General features: G+C 56.2%; 22 protein-coding genes and 1 pseudogene. 22 read left to right on the top strand and 1 reads right to left on the bottom strand.

What is annotated here, in order from left to right:
• From C4F37_RS25885 to C4F37_RS25865, 6 genes are all read left to right on the top strand, one after another.
• Positions 1–191, top strand: a 191-nt coding sequence (locus C4F37_RS25885) for a class II holin family protein (RefSeq protein WP_032286075.1), incomplete at its 5' end; no start/stop codon positions are given.
• Between the two features lie 4 nt (positions 192–195).
• Positions 196–546 (top strand): YdfR family protein, encoded by a 351-nt coding sequence (locus C4F37_RS25880; RefSeq protein ID WP_000731249.1) that lies wholly within the window; start codon positions 196–198, stop codon positions 544–546.
• A 63-nt stretch (positions 547–609) separates the two neighbouring features.
• Complete coding sequence (locus C4F37_RS25875) at positions 610–1,143, top strand: lysozyme (RefSeq protein ID WP_000992075.1); 534 nt, start codon at positions 610–612, stop codon at positions 1,141–1,143.
• 159 nt (positions 1,144–1,302) lie between these two features.
• A complete protein-coding gene (locus tag C4F37_RS27610; RefSeq protein WP_000459345.1) occupies positions 1,303–1,440 on the top strand; it encodes a hypothetical protein in 138 nt (45 codons plus the stop codon).
• A gap of 1 nt (position 1,441) precedes the next feature.
• Positions 1,442–1,936: a lysis protein gene (locus C4F37_RS25870; protein WP_001082534.1), complete on the top strand. Its 495-nt coding sequence runs from the start codon at positions 1,442–1,444 to the stop codon at positions 1,934–1,936.
• Positions 1,933–2,157, top strand: coding sequence for a hypothetical protein (locus C4F37_RS25865; RefSeq protein ID WP_000736383.1), 225 nt, complete (start codon positions 1,933–1,935; stop codon positions 2,155–2,157). Before C4F37_RS25870 ends, C4F37_RS25865 begins: the two co-directional genes overlap by 4 nt.
• Positions 2,158–2,355: 198 nt before the next feature.
• On the opposite strand, the gene C4F37_RS25855 is transcribed toward C4F37_RS25865, so the two are convergent.
• On the bottom strand, positions 2,356–2,556 hold the full coding sequence (locus C4F37_RS25855) for a YlcI/YnfO family protein (protein WP_001304598.1): 201 nt from the start codon (positions 2,554–2,556) through the stop codon (positions 2,356–2,358).
• Between the two features lie 41 nt (positions 2,557–2,597).
• On the opposite strand from C4F37_RS25855, the gene C4F37_RS25850 reads away from it, so the two are divergent.
• The 16 genes and pseudogenes from C4F37_RS25850 to C4F37_RS25775 form a co-directional block, all read left to right on the top strand.
• Positions 2,598–2,963 carry an HNH endonuclease gene (locus tag C4F37_RS25850; protein WP_000829186.1) on the top strand — a complete coding sequence of 122 codons (366 nt, stop codon included), beginning with the start codon at positions 2,598–2,600 and terminating at the stop codon, positions 2,961–2,963.
• A gap of 291 nt (positions 2,964–3,254) precedes the next feature.
• Complete coding sequence (locus tag C4F37_RS25845) at positions 3,255–3,818, top strand: terminase small subunit (RefSeq protein ID WP_000958372.1); 564 nt, start codon at positions 3,255–3,257, stop codon at positions 3,816–3,818.
• The gene (locus C4F37_RS25840; RefSeq protein WP_001304597.1) at positions 3,815–5,476 is read left to right on the top strand and encodes a terminase large subunit; all 1,662 of its coding nucleotides are present in this window, start codon (positions 3,815–3,817) and stop codon (positions 5,474–5,476) included. Before C4F37_RS25845 ends, C4F37_RS25840 begins: the two co-directional genes overlap by 4 nt.
• Before the next feature lie 64 nt (positions 5,477–5,540).
• Positions 5,541–7,478 carry a phage major capsid protein gene (locus C4F37_RS25835; RefSeq protein ID WP_000173054.1) on the top strand — a complete coding sequence of 646 codons (1,938 nt, stop codon included), beginning with the start codon at positions 5,541–5,543 and terminating at the stop codon, positions 7,476–7,478.
• 44 nt (positions 7,479–7,522) lie between these two features.
• Entirely contained in the window at positions 7,523–7,744 is a 222-nt protein-coding gene (locus tag C4F37_RS25830; protein ID WP_001063027.1) for a hypothetical protein, read from the top strand.
• A pseudogene (locus C4F37_RS25825) lies at positions 7,690–10,274 on the top strand (phage portal protein). Before C4F37_RS25830 ends, C4F37_RS25825 begins: the two are co-directional and overlap by 55 nt.
• Positions 10,271–10,597, top strand: a complete 327-nt coding sequence (locus C4F37_RS25820) for a head-tail connector protein (protein ID WP_000125984.1) — start codon at positions 10,271–10,273, stop codon at positions 10,595–10,597. Before C4F37_RS25825 ends, C4F37_RS25820 begins: the two are co-directional and overlap by 4 nt.
• Positions 10,598–10,609: 12 nt before the next feature.
• Entirely contained in the window at positions 10,610–10,960 is a 351-nt protein-coding gene (locus C4F37_RS25815) for a phage head closure protein (RefSeq protein WP_001007909.1), read from the top strand.
• The gene (locus C4F37_RS25810) at positions 10,957–11,403 is read left to right on the top strand and encodes an HK97-gp10 family putative phage morphogenesis protein (protein ID WP_000573362.1); all 447 of its coding nucleotides are present in this window, start codon (positions 10,957–10,959) and stop codon (positions 11,401–11,403) included. The genes C4F37_RS25815 and C4F37_RS25810 overlap by 4 nt, the downstream gene beginning before the upstream one ends.
• Positions 11,400–11,744, top strand: coding sequence for a tail completion protein gp17 (gp17, locus tag C4F37_RS25805; RefSeq protein WP_000133388.1), 345 nt, complete (start codon positions 11,400–11,402; stop codon positions 11,742–11,744). Before C4F37_RS25810 ends, gp17 begins: the two co-directional genes overlap by 4 nt.
• Positions 11,745–11,809: 65 nt before the next feature.
• Positions 11,810–12,523, top strand: coding sequence for a major tail subunit (locus C4F37_RS25800; protein ID WP_001275433.1), 714 nt, complete (start codon positions 11,810–11,812; stop codon positions 12,521–12,523).
• A 17-nt stretch (positions 12,524–12,540) separates the two neighbouring features.
• Entirely contained in the window at positions 12,541–12,915 is a 375-nt protein-coding gene (locus C4F37_RS25795; RefSeq protein ID WP_000710952.1) for a phage tail assembly chaperone, read from the top strand.
• 23 nt (positions 12,916–12,938) lie between these two features.
• The gene (locus tag C4F37_RS25790; protein ID WP_001234267.1) at positions 12,939–13,220 is read left to right on the top strand and encodes a phage tail assembly protein T; all 282 of its coding nucleotides are present in this window, start codon (positions 12,939–12,941) and stop codon (positions 13,218–13,220) included.
• 47 nt (positions 13,221–13,267) lie between these two features.
• Entirely contained in the window at positions 13,268–16,510 is a 3,243-nt protein-coding gene (locus C4F37_RS25785; RefSeq protein ID WP_106106738.1) for a phage tail tape measure protein, read from the top strand.
• Positions 16,503–16,844, top strand: coding sequence for a phage tail protein (locus tag C4F37_RS25780; RefSeq protein WP_000807940.1), 342 nt, complete (start codon positions 16,503–16,505; stop codon positions 16,842–16,844). Before C4F37_RS25785 ends, C4F37_RS25780 begins: the two co-directional genes overlap by 8 nt.
• The coding region (locus C4F37_RS25775; RefSeq protein ID WP_106106737.1) for a phage minor tail protein L at positions 16,844–17,066 on the top strand (223 nt) is incomplete at its 3' end. The genes C4F37_RS25780 and C4F37_RS25775, both read left to right, overlap by 1 nt.

Below are 17,066 nucleotides of genomic sequence, written 5' to 3'. Positions count from 1 at the left end.
CAGGTGTGTCATACACCACGTCAGCGGTGGGAACGGGCTACTGGTTCCTGCAGTTGCTGGACAGGGTTTCCCCGTCTCAGTGGGCGGCAATAGGCGTGCTGGGGAGTCTGCTGTTTGGGCTGCTGACATATCTGACTAACCTGTATTTCAAAATCAGAGAGGACCGGCGTAAGGCGGCGCGGGGAGAGTAAAGCGATGAAGAAAAAATACGAACTGGTTGTTAAAGGGATAAATAATTACCCGGATAAGATTACTGTTACTGTGGCACTGGAAGTTGGTGGGTATCCGTCACTGTTGTTGCCAGATGTGGCGATTAGTCTTGACCGTACTGAAGGTGCCACGCTGGAGTTTTACGAAGCTGAGGCGAAAAAGCAGGCGAAGCAGTTTTTCATGGATGTTGCTGCCGGGTTATGTGAAGGGAACGAACCGTTGCCGGAAAAGCGCCCCGTGATTTTAGAGGCGCAGAATGTATGGATAACCTACAAAGGAAATCTACCGGGAAGAATTACTGGTTCTCTGAAGACTCCACCGGAATCACAACCTTAATTCACTGACCGGAACAGATAAACCTGTCCGTGGGCAGAAACCGATAAATCCTGATAAATATCCATGAACGCAAAAATCAGATACGGCCTGTCGGCTGCCGTTCTGGCGCTGATTGCCGCTGGTGCGCCTGCGCCTGACATTCTCGACCAGTTTCTGGATGAAAAGGAAGGTAACCACACCACGGCATACCGTGATGGTGCGGGGATCTGGACCATCTGCCGTGGTGCCATCATGGTGGATGGTAAACCTGTTGTTCCAGGCATGAAGTTGTCGAAGGCAAAATGCGACCGGGTTAACGCCATTGAGCGTGATAAGGCGCTGGCATGGGTGGAGAAAAACATCAGAGTGCCACTGACCGAACCCCAGAAAGCGGGGATCGCGTCATTCTGTCCGTACAACATTGGTCCCGGTAAGTGTTTCCCGTCGACGTTTTACAGACGAATTAATGCAGGTGATCGAAAAGGTGCCTGCGAAGCGATTCGCTGGTGGATTAAGGACGGTGGCAGAGACTGCCGTATTCGTTCAAACAACTGTTACGGTCAGGTATCCCGTCGCGACCAGGAGAGTGCGCTGGCGTGCTGGGGAATTGACAGATAAGCAGAATATTTTGCTGAAAAATGCGGTTTGCTCACACGGACGGATAACACGAAATCCTGCGAACTGACAAAAACTAAGTGAATAAAAGTAAAAACCCCGTTTGTTGGCTGCAAGCGGGGTTTTGTGTTTCCTGACTCTGGAAAAGTCAAAGGAGAAAGTGTGTTTGATTTTAGCAAACTGATTCGGGAGATTCGAGTGATGGCTGAAAAATTATCCACCTGGAAGTTCATTCTTATCTGGCTGGTGTTTGTGATTATGGCCTCCGGTTATTTCATCGGTCAGATACGCTGGTGGTGAAATGAACCGCGTACTGTGCGTGGTCATCATTGCCCTGCTGGTGGCCTGTGGTGCGCTTAGTCTGGGGCTGAATCATTACCGTGATAACGCCATAACCTACAAAGCCCAGCGCGACAAAAATGTCAGAGAACTGAAGCTGGCGAACGCGGCAATTACTGACATGCAGATGCGTCAGCGTGATGTTGCTGCGCTCGATGCAAAATACTCGAGGGAATTAGCCGATGCGAGAGCTGAAAATGAAACTCTTCGCGCTGACGTTGCCGCTGGTCGTAAGCGCCTGCGTATCAACGCCACCTGTCCAGGTCCCGTGCGTGAAGCCACCGGTACCGCCCGCGTGGATAATGCAACCGGCCCCCAACTGGCAGACACCGCTGAACGGGATTATTTCATCCTCAGAGAACGGCTGATGACAATGCAGAAGCAGCTGGAAGGGGCGCAGGAATATATCCGCACTCAGTGCACTAAGCTGGCTTTTTATTATCCGGAGGATACATGAAGAAATTACGGGTAACCGTAGAACCTTTTCAGGGAACAATTCCGTTCCGTATTTTGCAGCGTGGTCGTGTTCTTGTTGAAGGTTCGTTCAGTGGTAAATGTACGCAATTACACTCCCGGACCTTTCAGGTGAATGCCACGAATGAAGAGCTAACCGTGGAGTGTACGATGAATGCCGCTAAATGCCGCATGGTATCCGCTGCATTACAGCCAGTGTGTTGAGCGACCTTATTATCCATGCGCGGTATTGTCGCCGTATTCCTGCATTAACAGAGACCGCAGCCCGACAGGGAGACTCCTCTGCGCGAGTGTGCGGGGATAATCAAAAACGATACACACCGGGGTTTACCGCGTTAACGGAGCGCGGCGTTGTCCCCTCATAGTCGCCTGTCCGGTGCGATGGTGGAAGAAACCGAACGTTCATTTCTCGTTATTTGTCATGCTGGTCGGGCGCAGATGCGTTGCATCTGTTGCCAGCCTTCTCCTGCAGGCTTCAATAACCCACGCTGAAAAGTTACCGGACCCTTTATGCTCAAGGGCTATGTTGATTTGTTCAATTATGTGATTGGGGAAACGGATATTGCGGGTTGTGGTTCTGCGGGTCCGGTTTTTCGATGACATATTTATTTCCTTTACTGATTGCCATATGACGGGGATTTTACATGGCTGAGCTTCGTACACTCCAGAGCAGAATCAAAACACTGAATACCCGACGGGTGAATATTCTGAAGGGGGAACAGCGTCGTGTCAGTGGCAGTGCACGTGTTTCCCTCAAGCGTCATATCTGGCTGAGGGACGCCGGGCAGTGCTGTATCTGTGGTCGTGTGGTTGACCTCTGTGACAGTGAACTCGATCACCGAATTGCACTTCAGTTCGGTGGTGGTAATGAGGAGACGAATCTCTGGACGCTCTGTACCGAATGCCATCGACAAAAGTCTGCTCGTGAAGCGGCGGGTGGTATGCCGGACCCGACGCTGCCGGAGGTGTCCGGAGGTAGTGACAGAGCGGACGACATCATCGGACTGTAACCCGACCCGGGGGGGGTATCATCCGGCGTAAAAAACGATCGCTTTGGACACCGCGCCCCCTCTCACGCAGAGAAAAAATTCCCGTTTCAGGGCAGTTAACATGTTAACTGGCTGCCCGGGCATTTTTGCGGTTTTTATCTTTATTATTCAGTTTGTTGTGCGGAAAAAATGTTAACAGGCTTTTTCAGCAAATGTTAACCAGGCAGCAGTTAACATTTGCGGCATGAGACGCCGGGGAAAAATGGGCTGAACCATACCCGGCTGAGTGCGTTCTGGACCCGGGAGGAGGCTGTGCTGACAACGCAAAAACGAAAATTTGCGCTGGCGCTCATGTCCGGGAAAAACAAAACAGCGTCAGCCATTGCCGCCGGTTATTCGGCGAAGACCGCCAGGGTTAAAGGCTCGCAGCTGGCAAAAGATCCGGAGGTGCTTGCGTTTATAGCCCGTAAACAATGCGAGACGGTGGAGGTGGATGAGGTTCCTGTTTACCGGCAGAAAAAATCAGAGCAGGAGGATAAACCCCGTCGCCGTGAGGCGGCTGCAATACCTCAGCCGGACGAAAATAATCCGGAGATGCCACCGTCCGCGGTGATGTCTCCTGGTATTGAATATATGGAGGATGGTCTTCCCGATCCGGTGAAAGCCATGGGGCGGATCCTGGTGGAAAACCTCTGCATTGATCCGAAACTGGCACTGGATGCGGCCTGGCGTCTGGCGCAGTTCACGCACCATAAAAAAGGGGATACCGGGAAAAAATCGGCAAAAGGTGATGCCGCGAAAAAAGCGGCTAACCGTTTTGCGGTGCCACCGCCACCCCGACTGGTGGTGAATAACGATAATGAGGGCAACGGATGATACCTGTATGGAGCACAGCCTGCCCGGACTGGGCAGAGCGCCTGAAAAAGGGGCTGTCGATTATTCCGGATCCGATTTATCCGGACGAGGCCGCACATGCCCTGGCGATTTTTAAACAACTGCGGATTGTGGATGCACCTGGTAGCCCGACGTTCGGGGAGTCCTGTGCACCGTGGGTGTTTGACCTGGTGGCGGCCCTGTTTGGCTCCTACGATGCGCAGACCGGTGTACGCCATATCAAGGAAGTTTTTATCCTTATCCCCAAGAAAAACTCGAAGTCCACGCTGGCCGCGGGGATCATGATGACTGCACTGTTACTGAACTGGCGGCAGGCGGCGGGTTACACGATTCTGGCCCCGACTGTGGAGGTGGCGGCCAACGCCTTCAACCCTGCCCGGGATATGGTACGACGTGACGATGATCTGGATGACCTCTGCCAGGTACAGACCCATATCCGGACCATCACCCACAGGGTGACAGACACCACCCTGAAGGTGGTGGCTGCCGATCCGAATACGGTGTCCGGTATCAAGTCCGTGGGTACGCTGATTGATGAGTTGTGGCTGTTTGGCAAGCAGTGCAAGGCGGAGGACATGTTACGTGAAGCCATAGGCGGCCTTGCCTCCCGCCCGGAAGGGTTTGTGGTGTATACGACCACCCAGTCGAATGAACCGCCTGCCGGGGTGTTCAGACAGAAACTGCAGTACGCCCGGGATGTGCGCGACGGCAAAATTCATGATCCGCACTTTCTGCCGGTGATATTTGAACACCCTCCTGAAATGGTGGAAAGCGGGGCTCACCTGCTGATGGAAAACCTCGCCATGGTCAATCCGAATCTCGGCTATTCAGTGGATGAGGCCTTTCTGTACCGGGAGTACCGTAAAGCCCGGGAAGCCGGTGAAGAGACATTCCGGGGGTTCATGTCAAAACACGCCAATGTGGAAATTGGTCTTGCCCTGCGCTCTGACCGCTGGGCGGGGGCTGATTTCTGGGAAGAGCAGGGCCGTTGTATCAGCCTGGACGATATCCTGCGTCGTGCTGATGTGGTGACGGTGGGGATTGACGGCGGAGGGCTGGATGATCTGCTGGGGATGTATGTGATTGGGCGTGACCGGGAGACCCGCGAATGGCTGGGCTGGGGCCATGCCTGGGCGCATGAAACCGCGGTGGTCCGACGGAAGAGCGAGGCGTCCCGGTTTCAGGATCTTGTTGCCTGTGGAGATATGACCATTGTCCGGCGTGTCGGGGATGACACGGCGGAAGTGGCGGAATATGTGCGTCGCATTCATGAGGCTGAGTTACTGGACCATATCGGTATTGACCCGTCAGGGGTGGGGCAGATTCTGGATTCACTGGCGGAAGCCGGGATCCCCGACGGAATTGTGGTGGGGATAAGCCAGGGCTGGAAGCTGGGCGGGGCCATCAAAACCACCGAGCGCAAACTGGCTGAAGGGGTACTGGTGCATGGTGGCCAGCCCCTGATGGCCTGGTGTGTCGGCAATGCCCGGGTGGAGCCTAAAGGTAACGCCATCCTTATTACCAAACAGGCCAGCGGACGGGGAAAAATTGACCCGCTGATGGCGCTCTTCAATGCGGTGTCCCTGATGTCCCTGAATCCGGAACCGAAAAAGAAAGCGTATGAGGTTTTTTTCATATAACCCTGCTCACCCTGTAACCATCATGAACCGCTGCGGCGGTTTTTTTTATTTTCAGGAGGCTGATGTGACTCTTAAACGGGCCTGTTCCCTGCTGACGGTGAAATCCTTCAGTGAGGATGAACGGGTGATCACCGGGATTGCGTCAACGCCTTCTCCGGATCGGGATGGTGACATCCTGGAGCCGGAGGGGGCGGAGTTTGGCAGTACGATCCCGTTTCTCTGGCAGCATGACCATTCCCGCCCTGTAGGCCAGTGTACGGTGCGTCGGATCAGGGAAGGGCTGGAAATCACGGCAACACTGGTGAAGCCCGTACCGGATATGCCGTCGCAACTGGCTGCCCGGCTGGATGAGGCATGGGCTGCCATTAAGACCGGGCTGGTCAGGGGGCTTTCTGTGGGCTTCCGGCCCCATGAATACACTTATCTGGACGGAGGCGGACTGCATTTTCTGCGCTGGGAGCTGATGGAGGTGTCTGCCGTCACCGTGCCCGCGAATGCGGAATGCACCATCCAGACCATTAAATCTTTCGACCGCCCGTTTTCTGCCGCGTCCGGCAACCGGAAACCGGTGGTGAAAATCGCATCTTCTGCCGGCGCTTCGGCACAGTCAATAACCTCTTTTCATAAGGAAAAGTCAGCAATGAATACTGGTGAACAGATTAAAAGTTTTGAAAACAAGCGTGCGGCGCTGGCAGCCTCCCTTGAGGAGGTCATGACCAAAGCCGCAGAGGAAGGCCGCACACTGGATGTGGAAGAGGAAGAGCACTACGACAACACCGCAGCGGAAATCCGTCAGGTGGATGCGCACCTGAAGCGTCTGCGTGAACTGGAAACCAGTAAGGCCGCCACGGCACAGCCGGTGAAACAGGCCGGTAACGGGAATGTGGCCACGGTGGCTTCAGCGCCGGTGATCCGTGTTGAGCAGAAACTGGAGAAGGGGATTGGTTTCGCCCGCTTTGCCAAATCACTGGCCGCGGCTAAAGGTGTCCGCTCTGAAGCCCTGGAAGTGGCCCGTCGTCAGTATCCGGATGACAGCCGTCTGCATCATGTCCTGAAGTCGGCGGTGGGGGCAGGGACCACCACGGACCCACAGTGGGCAGGCAGCCTGTCTGAATATCAGGAATATGCGCAGGACTTTATTGATTATCTGCGTCCGCAGACCATTATCGGGCGATTTGGTCATGGCGGGATCCCGGCACTTCGTCAGGTGCCGTTCAATATTCGCGTGCATGCCCAGGTGTCCGGTGGTGCTGCCGGCTGGGTGGGGCAGGGTAAGGCCAGACCCCTGACGAAGTTTGATTTTGAATCCATCACCTTCAGTCATGCGAAGGTGGCGGCTATTGCGGTACTGACGGAAGAGCTGATCCGTTTTTCCAGTCCTGCCGCCGATGCGCTGGTCCGTAATGCACTGGCGGAAGCGGTGGTGGCGCGTCTGGACACAGACTTTGTGGACCCGAAAAAAGCGGCGGTGGCCGATGTTTCCCCTGCGTCCATCACCCATGATGTGAAGGGCACGGCATCAACCGGTAACCCGGATACGGATGCGGAAGCCGCGTTTGGTCAGTTTGTGGCAGCAAACCTGCAGCCCACCGGTGCGGTCTGGCTGATGTCCAGCACAAATGCCCTGGCGCTGTCCATGCGTAAAAATGCGCTGGGTCAGAAGGAATATCCGGACATGACCCTGCTTGGCGGCACCTTCCAGGGCCTGCCGGTGATTGTCTCCCAGTACGTGGGTGACCAGCTGGTGCTGGTGAATGCGCCGGATATTTATCTGGCTGATGACGGCGGTGTGGCGGTGGATATGTCCCGTGAAGCGTCACTGGAGATGCAGTCTGAACCGACCAGCGACAGCAGCACACCGTCACCGGTGGAGCTGGTCTCCATGTTCCAGACCGGCAGCGTGGCCATCCGTGCGGAGCGCTGGATCAACTGGCGTCGTCGCCGTACCGCGGCAGTGGCGGTGATCACCGGTGTGAACTACGGAACTGCGTCCGGCGGCTGAGTCTGATGAGGAGGGCGGGAGGCGCGAGCTTCCCGCAGTAACTGATGGCAAAAATCCAGTATCTGCAGGGCACGCATGATGCCCGGGCCGGGGATATCCGTGATGTGGCACAGCCGTGTGCGGAGGTGCTGGTTCGCCTGGGGAAGGCGGAGTACATCACAGTGCGACGTCCGGCAGGTCAGAAAAAGAAACGTGATGCGGAGCATGGCGAATGTGGAACCTTTTGCGGCGAACCCGAAAAAACCAGAAATCAGGACGTGATGTAAAAGAGGTGGGCTGGACCAGCCTGTTTCAGGCGGTGGCTGAGCCTTTTGCCGGTGCCTGGCAGCAGGGTGTGAAAGCCGATCCGGAAACCGTTTTGTCCTTTCACGCGGTGTTTTCTTGCATTTCGCTGATATCCCAGGATATCGCCAAAATGCGGCTGCGCCTGATGCAGACCGATACACAGGGGATCCGCCGTGAAAAACGACAGGGGGATATTGCCCGTCTCTGTCGTCGTCCCAATGCACAGCAGAATCGTATCCAGTTTTTTGAACTGTGGCTGAACGCCAAACTGCGTCACGGCAATACGGTGGTGTTGAAAATCCGTAACTCCCGGGGGCAGATCAAAGAACTGCGTATTCTGGACTGGAGCCGGGTTGAACCTCTGGTGGCGGATGACGGCGAGGTGTTCTATCGCATTACACCGGACCGGAACTGCGGGATCACTGAGGCGGTGACGGTGCCTGCCAGGGAAGTGATCCACGACCGGTTTAACTGTTTTTTTCATCCGCTTGTGGGGCTGCCGCCGGTGTATGCTGCCGGGCTGGCGGCCACGCAGGGGCATCATATTCAGGAAAATTCGACGTCTTTTTTCAGAAATGGCGGCAGGCCGTCCGGGGTGATTGAGATCCCCGGCAGTATTACGGAAGAAAATGCGAAAAAACTGAAGAGCAACTGGGACAGCGGGTATACAGGCGAAAATGCGGGGAAAACGGCCATTCTGAGCAACGGGGCAAAATACAACCCCACGACGTTTTCACCGGTGGATGCGCAGACGGTGGAACAACTGAAGATGACCGCTGAAATTGTCTGTTCGGTGTTCCGTGTCCCGGCCTACAAGATTGGCGTGGGACAACCGCCTTCCAGTGACAACGTGGAGGCGCTGGAGCAGCAGTATTATTCCCAGTGCCTGCAGACGCTGATTGAGTCCATTGAACTGTTACTGGATGAGGCGCTGGAAACGGGGGAAAACGAGAGTACAGAATTTGATGTCACCACGCTGCTGAGAATGGACAGTGAGCGGCGCATGAAAACGCTGGGGGATGCGGTGAAAAATACGCTTCTCACGCCCAATGAGGCCCGTAAACGGGAGAACCTGCCGCCTCTGGCCGGCGGTGATGCACTGTATCTTCAGCAGCAGAACTACAGTCTGGAGGCGCTGTCCCGTCGTGATGCCCGTGAGGATCCGTTCGCGTCGACCGGGAAAACAGTTTCATCACAGCTGCCTGACGGCGCATCTGACGGTAATAAGGCCATAAGCGAAACAGAGCGTGATGCGGTGAAGGCGATGTTCAGGGGGATACTGCGAAAATGACAGAGCGTGAACTGTCCATTATCCGTGCGCTGGGTGAAGAATTCGCCACGGTGCTGGCGGATTTACAGCGCACATTTGAGGAGAAGATGGCCGCACAGTCGGGGGCGTTTGAAGAGAAACTGGCTTCCCTGTCTGCTCTGTTACAGAAGCATGTGACGGTGGATGAGGTGCGCCCTGTTCTGCAGGCGATGATGAATGACGCCGTGGGGGCCATTCCGGTACCGCGCGATGGTCGTGATTATGATCCGGAGGTGCTGCAGCAGGCGGTGAATGATGCGGTCGCGAAAATACCGGTACCGGCGGACGGTAAAAGTGTCACTGCGGATGATGTACGCCCGATGATCGAGCAGATGGTGAAGGACGCAGTGAGTCATATCCCTGCTCCGCGCGATGGTCGTGATTATGATCCGGAGGTGCTGCAGCAGGCGGTGAATGATGCGGTCGCGAAAATACCGGTACCGGCGGACGGTAAAAGTGTCACTGCGGATGATGTACGCCCGATGATCGAGCAGATGGTGAAGGACGCAGTGAGTCATATCCCTGCTCCGCGCGATGGTCGTGATTATGATCCGGAGGTGCTGCTGAGGGCGGTGAATGACGCTGTCGGAAAACTTCCGGTACCGGCAGATGGAAAAAGTATCACACCGGATGATGTGCGTCCGATGCTCGAGCAGATGGTGACGGATGCCGTGAGTCATATCCCCGTTCCGCGCGACGGTCGTGACTACGATCCGGAAGTTCTGCAGAAGGCGGTTCTGGATGCGGTGAGTGCCCTGCCGGCTCCACAGGACGGGCGTGATGCTACGGCACTGGAAATATTCCCGGCGATTGATGAGCAAAAATCCTTTCCCCGGGGCACGTATGCCACACACCAGGGCGGACTCTGGCGGGCGTATGAAAAAACGCACGGGATGCGGGGATGGGAATGCCTGGTTGACGGGGTGGCCGATATTGACGTCAGCATGACCGGCGAACGGTCGTTCACTGTGGTGGTCCGGCAGAGCAGTGGCCAGTGTACGGAAAAAACATTTTCCCTGCCGGTGATGCTCTATCGCGGTGTATTCAGAACCGGCGAAACCTACCACCCCGGCGATACGGTGACGTGGGGGGGCTCGTTGTGGCACTGCAACAGCATGACCGGTGATAAACCCGGAGAAGCTCATTCATCAGGCTGGACCCTGGCTGCAAAACGAGGGCGGGATGCAGGAGGTGGAAAGTGACAGCATTACTGACACTGGAAGAAATCAAGGCTCATCTGCGTGTTGACCATGACGCGGATGATGACATGCTGATGGACAAGGTTCGTCAGGCTACAGCTGTGCTGCTGGCCTACATTCAGGGCAGCCGGGATAAGGTAATCCGTGAGGACGGTGAACTGATCCCGGGCGAGGCATTAACCCGGATGAAGGGGGCTGCCATGCGCCTGACCGGGATGTTGTACCGGAATCCGGATCTTGCGGAGCGGGAAGACCTCGTGCAGGGGGAACTGCCGTTTTCTGTGTCCGTGCTGATTTACGATTTGCGTTGTCCGACGGTGTTATGAGGAGGGGGGGGGATGGCAATATCTGCAGGTCGTCTGACACAGATGATAAGTGTTCTGAACCCGGTGTTAACCCGTAATGCTGCCGGAGAAATGACGGAAGAGTGGGTGTCATGCGGGAAAATTCATGCGGATATCCGGGGCAGGAGCAGCCGGGAGCGGATGCAGTCCGGTGCGGAAATGGCTCAGGCGGAAATCCGCATCTGGGTGCGCGGTCAGTCCGGCCGGGAAATCACAGCAGCGTCACGACTTCATGTGCTGAGTGGTCCATGGCGTGACCGGATCCTGAACGTTGTCGGGCTGCCCGTGCCGGATACGACCGGCGGGCGTCTGGAAATTCTCTGTCGGCTGGGAGGGGAAAAATGATCGAAACCCTGCTGGATTTTTCGGGGCTGGAGGACATCAGCCGCGATTTGCAGCTTCTGAGTGGTGCGGAAAATAACCGGGTGCTGCGTGAGGCAACCCGTGCGGGTGCGAATGTGCTGAAAGAAGAAGTGGTGTCACGGGCACCGGTACGCAGGGGAAAACTGCGCCGCAATGTGGTGATCCTTTCCCGGCGCTCCCGCGATGGCGGGATGGAATCCGGTGTCCATATCCGTGGTGTTAATCCGGACACCGGTAACAGCGATAACACCATGAAGGCGGATAACCCGCGCAATGCTTTCTACTGGCGGTTTGTGGAAATGGGGACCGTGAATATGCCACCGCACCCGTTTGTGCGCCCGGCGTTTGATGTGCGCAGTGAACAGGCAGCTCAGGTGGCGATTGCGCGGATGAACCGGGCCATTGATGAGGTACTGAGACGATGACGGAGGCGGATTTGTATCCTCATCTGGCGCATCTTGCCGGCGGGCAGGTGTACCCGTATGTGGTCCCCCTGCTGGATGGCAGGCCGTCGGTGGCGCTTCCGTGGGTGGTTTTCAGCCTGATTTCATCGGTGTCAGCGGACGTGATGGGCGGGCAGGCGGAGTCCTCAGTGTCGGTGCAGATAGACGTTTATGCCGGGACTGTGACGCAGGCGCGTCAGATACGTCAGGACGCCCGTGAAGCCATAATGCTGCTGGCCCCGGGATCCGTCAGTGAAATGCAGGACTATATTCCGGAAAACCGCTGTTACCGTGCAACCCTGGAGTTTCAGGTCACGGTGTGACTTTTTCTTTTTTTCTACAAAACCATACCCCGCCGCGTGCGGGTTTTTTATTATCAGGAGGCAGAATGTCTGCTTTGTATGAACGCTCACAGCTGACGCAGGTGATGATTTCATCTGCCCCGGCGACTGCTGAAACTATGGATAAGGCGGAATATCTGCGCCTGGACTGCACCATCAAGGAAGTCCAGTTCACCGCCGGTCAGAAACAGGATATTGATGTGACCACGCTCTGCTCCACAGAGCAGGAGAACATCAACGGTCTGGGGGCGTCGTCTGAGATTTCCATGTCGGGTAATTTTTATCTGAATCAGGCCCAGAACGCCCTGCGTGATGCCTATGACAATGACGCGTTGTATGCGTTTAAGGTGCTGTTTCCGTCCGGTAAGGGCTTTAAATTCCTGGCGGAAGTGCGTCAGCACACCTGGTCATCCGGTACCAACGGCGTGGTGGCTGCAACGTTCTCACTGCGTCTGAAAGGCAAACCGGTGTCCTTTGTGGTACCGCTGGCGTTTGTGAAAAATCTGGATAAAACACTTACCGTGAATACCGGTGCGCTGCTGACAATGTCAGTCAGTGCCAACGGGGGAACGCCGCCGTATAAATACGCCTGGAAGAAGGATGGTCAGCCGGTTGACGGGCAGACGACAGACACCTTCAGTAAGCCAGGTGCGCAGTCCGCTGATGCGGGGAAATATACCTGCGTGGTGACCGATTCGGCAGAGAAAGCACAGAGTGTGACGTCTTTTGAATGCACCGTGACAGTGAGCGCAGCCGCCTGATAAGGGGATGGGTCATCATGAAAAAGGATCTGAAAACGCTGGCGCTGGCCAGACTGTCAGGGTTTCGTCATAAAACGGTGAAGGTGCCGGAATGGGGTAATGTCAGCGTGGTGCTGCGGGAGCCTTCGGCAGAGGCCTGGTATCTGTGGCAGGAAGTGCTCAATGGTGATGGAGAGGATGACGATACCCTGTCGGTGGTGGCGAAAACCCGCCGTAACCTGGAAGCGGATGTGACGCTGTTCTGCGATGTCCTGTGTGATACGGATCTGCAGCGGGTGTTCACTCCGGACGACCGTGAGCAGGTGCTGGCCGTCTATGGTCCGGTACATGCCCGGTTGCTGCGTCAGGCACTGGAACTGATCGCTGATGCAGAGTCGGCCAGAAAAAAGTAGCCCGCCCGGAAATTCGCTTTCTGATGCGACTTGCGCTCCGTCTGGGGCGCACCTTATCCGAACTGCGGCACAGCCTGAGTGCGAGCGAGGCGATGATGTGGATGGAGTTCGACAGGGTATCCCCGCTGGGTGATGAGCGCGGGGATATCCGTAATGCACAGATCGTGAAAGCGGTTTTCGGGGCACAGGGGATGAATGTTGCACTGAAGGACGCCATGCTCTGCTGGGGCGAGGATGAGGATAAGCCGGAGGTGGATCCGTTTGCGGCGCTGGAAGACGCGCTGAACTTTGCAGCACAGTCATGAATGATGAGAACCGCTGAGGCGGTTTTTTTACGCCCGGAGAAAGGTGAATGGCGACGTTACGTGAACTGATTATCAAAATTTCGGCAAATTCGCAGTCATTCCAGTCGGAGATCCAGCGGGCTTCCCGCATGGGCAGTGAATATTATCGGACCCTGCAGAATGGCGGGCGTCAGGCTGCCGCAGTCGCCCGGGAGCAGCGACGCGCCCTGGCTGAGCTGAACAGCCAGTTGACGGAAATCCGCGCTTCAGCTGCCGGAACGGCGGGGGCATTTGCCGGTGCCTTTGCCACCGGGCACCTGATTTCTCTGGCCGATGAATGGAGTTCCGTGAATGCCCGACTGAAACAGGCGTCGCAGTCATCCGATGAATTTTCGTCATCACAGAAAGTGCTGATGGATATCAGCCAGCGGACGGGCACGGCATTTTCAGATAATGCGGCCCTGTTTGCCCGCTCGGCAGCCTCAATGCGTGAATATGGTTACAGTGCTGATGATGTGCTGAAGGTGACGGAGGCCATTTCGACAGGACTGAAACTGTCAGGGGCTGGAGTTGCGGAATCCGGTTCGGTGATCACCCAGTTCAGCCAGGCACTGGCACAGGGTGTACTGCGTGGCGAAGAATTTAATGCTGTTAACGAAAATGGCGACCGGGTGATCCGCGCGCTTGCTGCGGGGATGGGTGTGGCCCGTAAAGATCTGAAGGCAATGGCGGATGACGGAAAACTGACAGCGGATAAAGTGGTCCCTGCGTTAATCAGCCAGCTGGGGATATTACGTGATGAATATGCGGCCATGCCGGAAACGGTTTCCGGTAGTATCACGAAGGTGGAAAACGCCTTTATGGCCTGGGTGGGCGGTGTGAATGAAGCCAGCGGCTCGACGAAAACGCTCTCCGGCGTGCTGAATGGTGTGGCCGGACATATTGATGCAGTGGCAACAGCAGCGGGGGCGCTGGTTGCCGTCGGGGTTGCCCGGTACTTTGGCAATATGGCCTCCGGAGCGGTGTCTGCCACGGCAGGACTTGTGACGGCAGCACGTAATGAAGTGGCACTGGCGGAAGCACAGCTCAGGGGGACGCAGATTGCCACGGCGCGGGCAAGGGCAGCCGTGTACCGTGCACAGCAGGCTGTGGCGGCAGCCCGCGGGACGGAGATGCAGATTGCTGCAGAAGCCCGTCTGGCGGCCACACAGGAACGCCTGAACAGAAATATTGCTGCCAGAACCGCAGCCCAGAATGCGCTGAACAGTACAACGGCGGTGGGTTCACGTCTGATGACTGGTGCGTTGGGACTGGTTGGTGGCGTACCCGGACTGGTGATGCTGGGGGCAGCAGCATGGTATACGCTGTACCAGAATCAGGAGCAGGCCAGGGAGTCAGCGCGCCAGTATGCACTGACGATAGATGAAATCGCGCATAAAACGCCGTCAATGTCTTTGCCTGAAGCCTCAGATAATGAAGGACGAACACGGGCGGCGCTGACAGAGCAGAACCGGCTGATTGATGAACAGGCCAGCCGGGTGAAATCCCTGCAGGAAAAAATCGCTGGATATCAGTATGTTCTGGCTAACCCTGGCTGGACAACCGGTGACGGATTCATGATAAACCATCTGACATCGGTGAAGACCGTAACGGAAGGGCTTTCTCAGGCAACAGAGCAGCTTGCCGTTGAGCAGTCCCGTCTGGCACAGATGCAGGAAAAAGCGCAGTCCATTCAGGATGTGCTTGCCGGGCTGGAAGACCGTCGTGTGGCGTTAATTCGTCAGCAGGCGGCAGAGCAGAATAAGGTGTACCAGTCCATGCTGGTTATGAACGGTCAGCATACGGAATTCAACCGTCTGCTGGGGCGGGGGAATGAACTGCTTCAGCAGCGGCAGGGACTGGTGAATGTGCCGTTACGGCTGCCACAGACCACTCTGGATAATAAACAGCAGAGCGCCCTGACAAAAACAGAGCGTGAGCTGGCCCTGTCCAGACTGAAAGGGGAAGAAAAAGAGCGTGCCCGGCTGGGGTATGCGGCCGATGACCTCGGTTTTGTGGGGGATTCGTATCAGGAGGCGAGACAGCGTTATATCAGTAATGCTCTGGAAGCCTGGCGTAATAACGAGGCGAACAAACCTAAATCCCGGGGTGGAAAATCAGAGACGGAAAAAGCGGAAGACAGTTTTTCCCGGCTACTGAAACAGCAGAAAGAGCAACTGGCACTGGCGGGTCAGAATACAGAACTGGCGAAGCTGAAGTACCAGACTGCGCAGGGAGAACTGAAAACCCTGACGGAGATGCAGAAGCAGGAACTGCTGCGTAACGCGGCCCTGATTGACCAGCAAAAAATCCGGGAACAGTTGCGATCCCGGGAAGAGACCCTGAAGAATGATAATGTGGCTGCGCGTGCATCAAATGAAGCCGAACTGCTGGGGTACGGGCAGGGAGAACGAGCCAGGGAACGCATGCGGGAGTTGCAGCAGATCCGCGACAGCTTCCGCCAGAAGGATGCGGACCTTCAGTCTCAGTATCAGACCGGGGATATCAGTGAGGATTTTTACAGACAGGCACGGGCACAGAACGCGCAGTATCTGAGCGAACGCCTTAAGGACCAGGCAGCCTTTTATGCCGAATCGGATGCGCAGCGTGCGGACTGGCAGAAAGGCTTGCAGGAGGGGCTCAGTAACTGGGTGGACAATGCATCCGATTACGCCTCTCAGGCAGCACAGCTGGCAACGGAGGGGATTTCAGGACTGGTGAATAACATCACGGAGATGCTGAACGGAAACAAAGTGGAATGGCGCAACTGGGCCTCATCCGTACTGCAGGAAATCTCAAAAGTTCTTATGAATGCCGCGATTGTCAACGGAATTAAGACGGCGGCAAACGGTATGTCCGGTGCGGGAGGATTTATTGGCAGCATTGGTGACTGGCTGGGCGGTGCGGTGGCCAATGCAAAAGGCGGCGTGTATACCTCGGCAAACCTGAGTGCGTACAGCAACAGCATTGTGGACACGCCCACGTACTTTGCGTTTGCAAAAGGGGCCGGGCTGATGGGGGAAGCCGGACCTGAAGCCATTATGCCCCTGACCCGGGCGGCGGATGGCTCGCTGGGCGTACGCGCGGTGGGCAGTATGAACGGCAGTGCCGGTCTGGTGTATTCCCCGGTCTACCACATCGCCATTCAGAATGACGGGGCTAACGGACAGATAGGGCCGGAGGCGGCAGGCAGTCTTGTGCAGCTGATTGACCAGCGGGTGCAGGCGGTGATGCTGTCCATGCGACGTGACGGAGGAATGCTGAGTGGCTGAGATAAAAACGCTGCATCTGGTCCCGCGTGAAGGGATGCAGGTGAGTGAGAAACCGTCGGTGGTGAGGGTTCGGTTTGGTGACGGTTATGAACAGCGCCGACCGACGGGACTTAATGCCAGACTGAAGACGTTTCAGGCGGTGTTCCGGGTGACGGATGAACCAACCCGGCGCTGGCTGGATGAATTTTTATCCTGGCATGGTGGTTACCGTGCCTTTTTGTGGCGACCGCCGAAACATAACCGGACGGTGAGGGTGGTATGCCGGGAGTGGAGCGTCACAGATAACGCCAGGTACAGTGATTTCAGTTGTACGATTGAGCAGGTGGTGAACTGATGCAGGATATTCACGAAGAAAGTCTGAACGAGTCGGTTAAATCAGAGCAGTCACCGCGGGTGGTACTCTGGGAAATCGACCTGACGGTACAGGGCGGTGAGCGGTATTTTTTCTGTAATGAGCTGAATGAAAAAGGGGAGCCGGTCACCTGGCAGGGGCGTAAGTATGAGGCATACCCGATTGACGGCAGCGGCTTTGAGATGAACGGCCGGGGCAGCAGTG

Source organism: Escherichia sp. R1 (assembly GCF_003000935.1).
In the GTDB taxonomy this organism is placed as follows: Bacteria; Pseudomonadota; Gammaproteobacteria; order Enterobacterales; family Enterobacteriaceae; genus Escherichia; species Escherichia coli.
The sequence above is the reverse complement of the archived record's forward strand: the minus strand, read 5'-3'. Positions and strand labels throughout refer to the sequence as shown.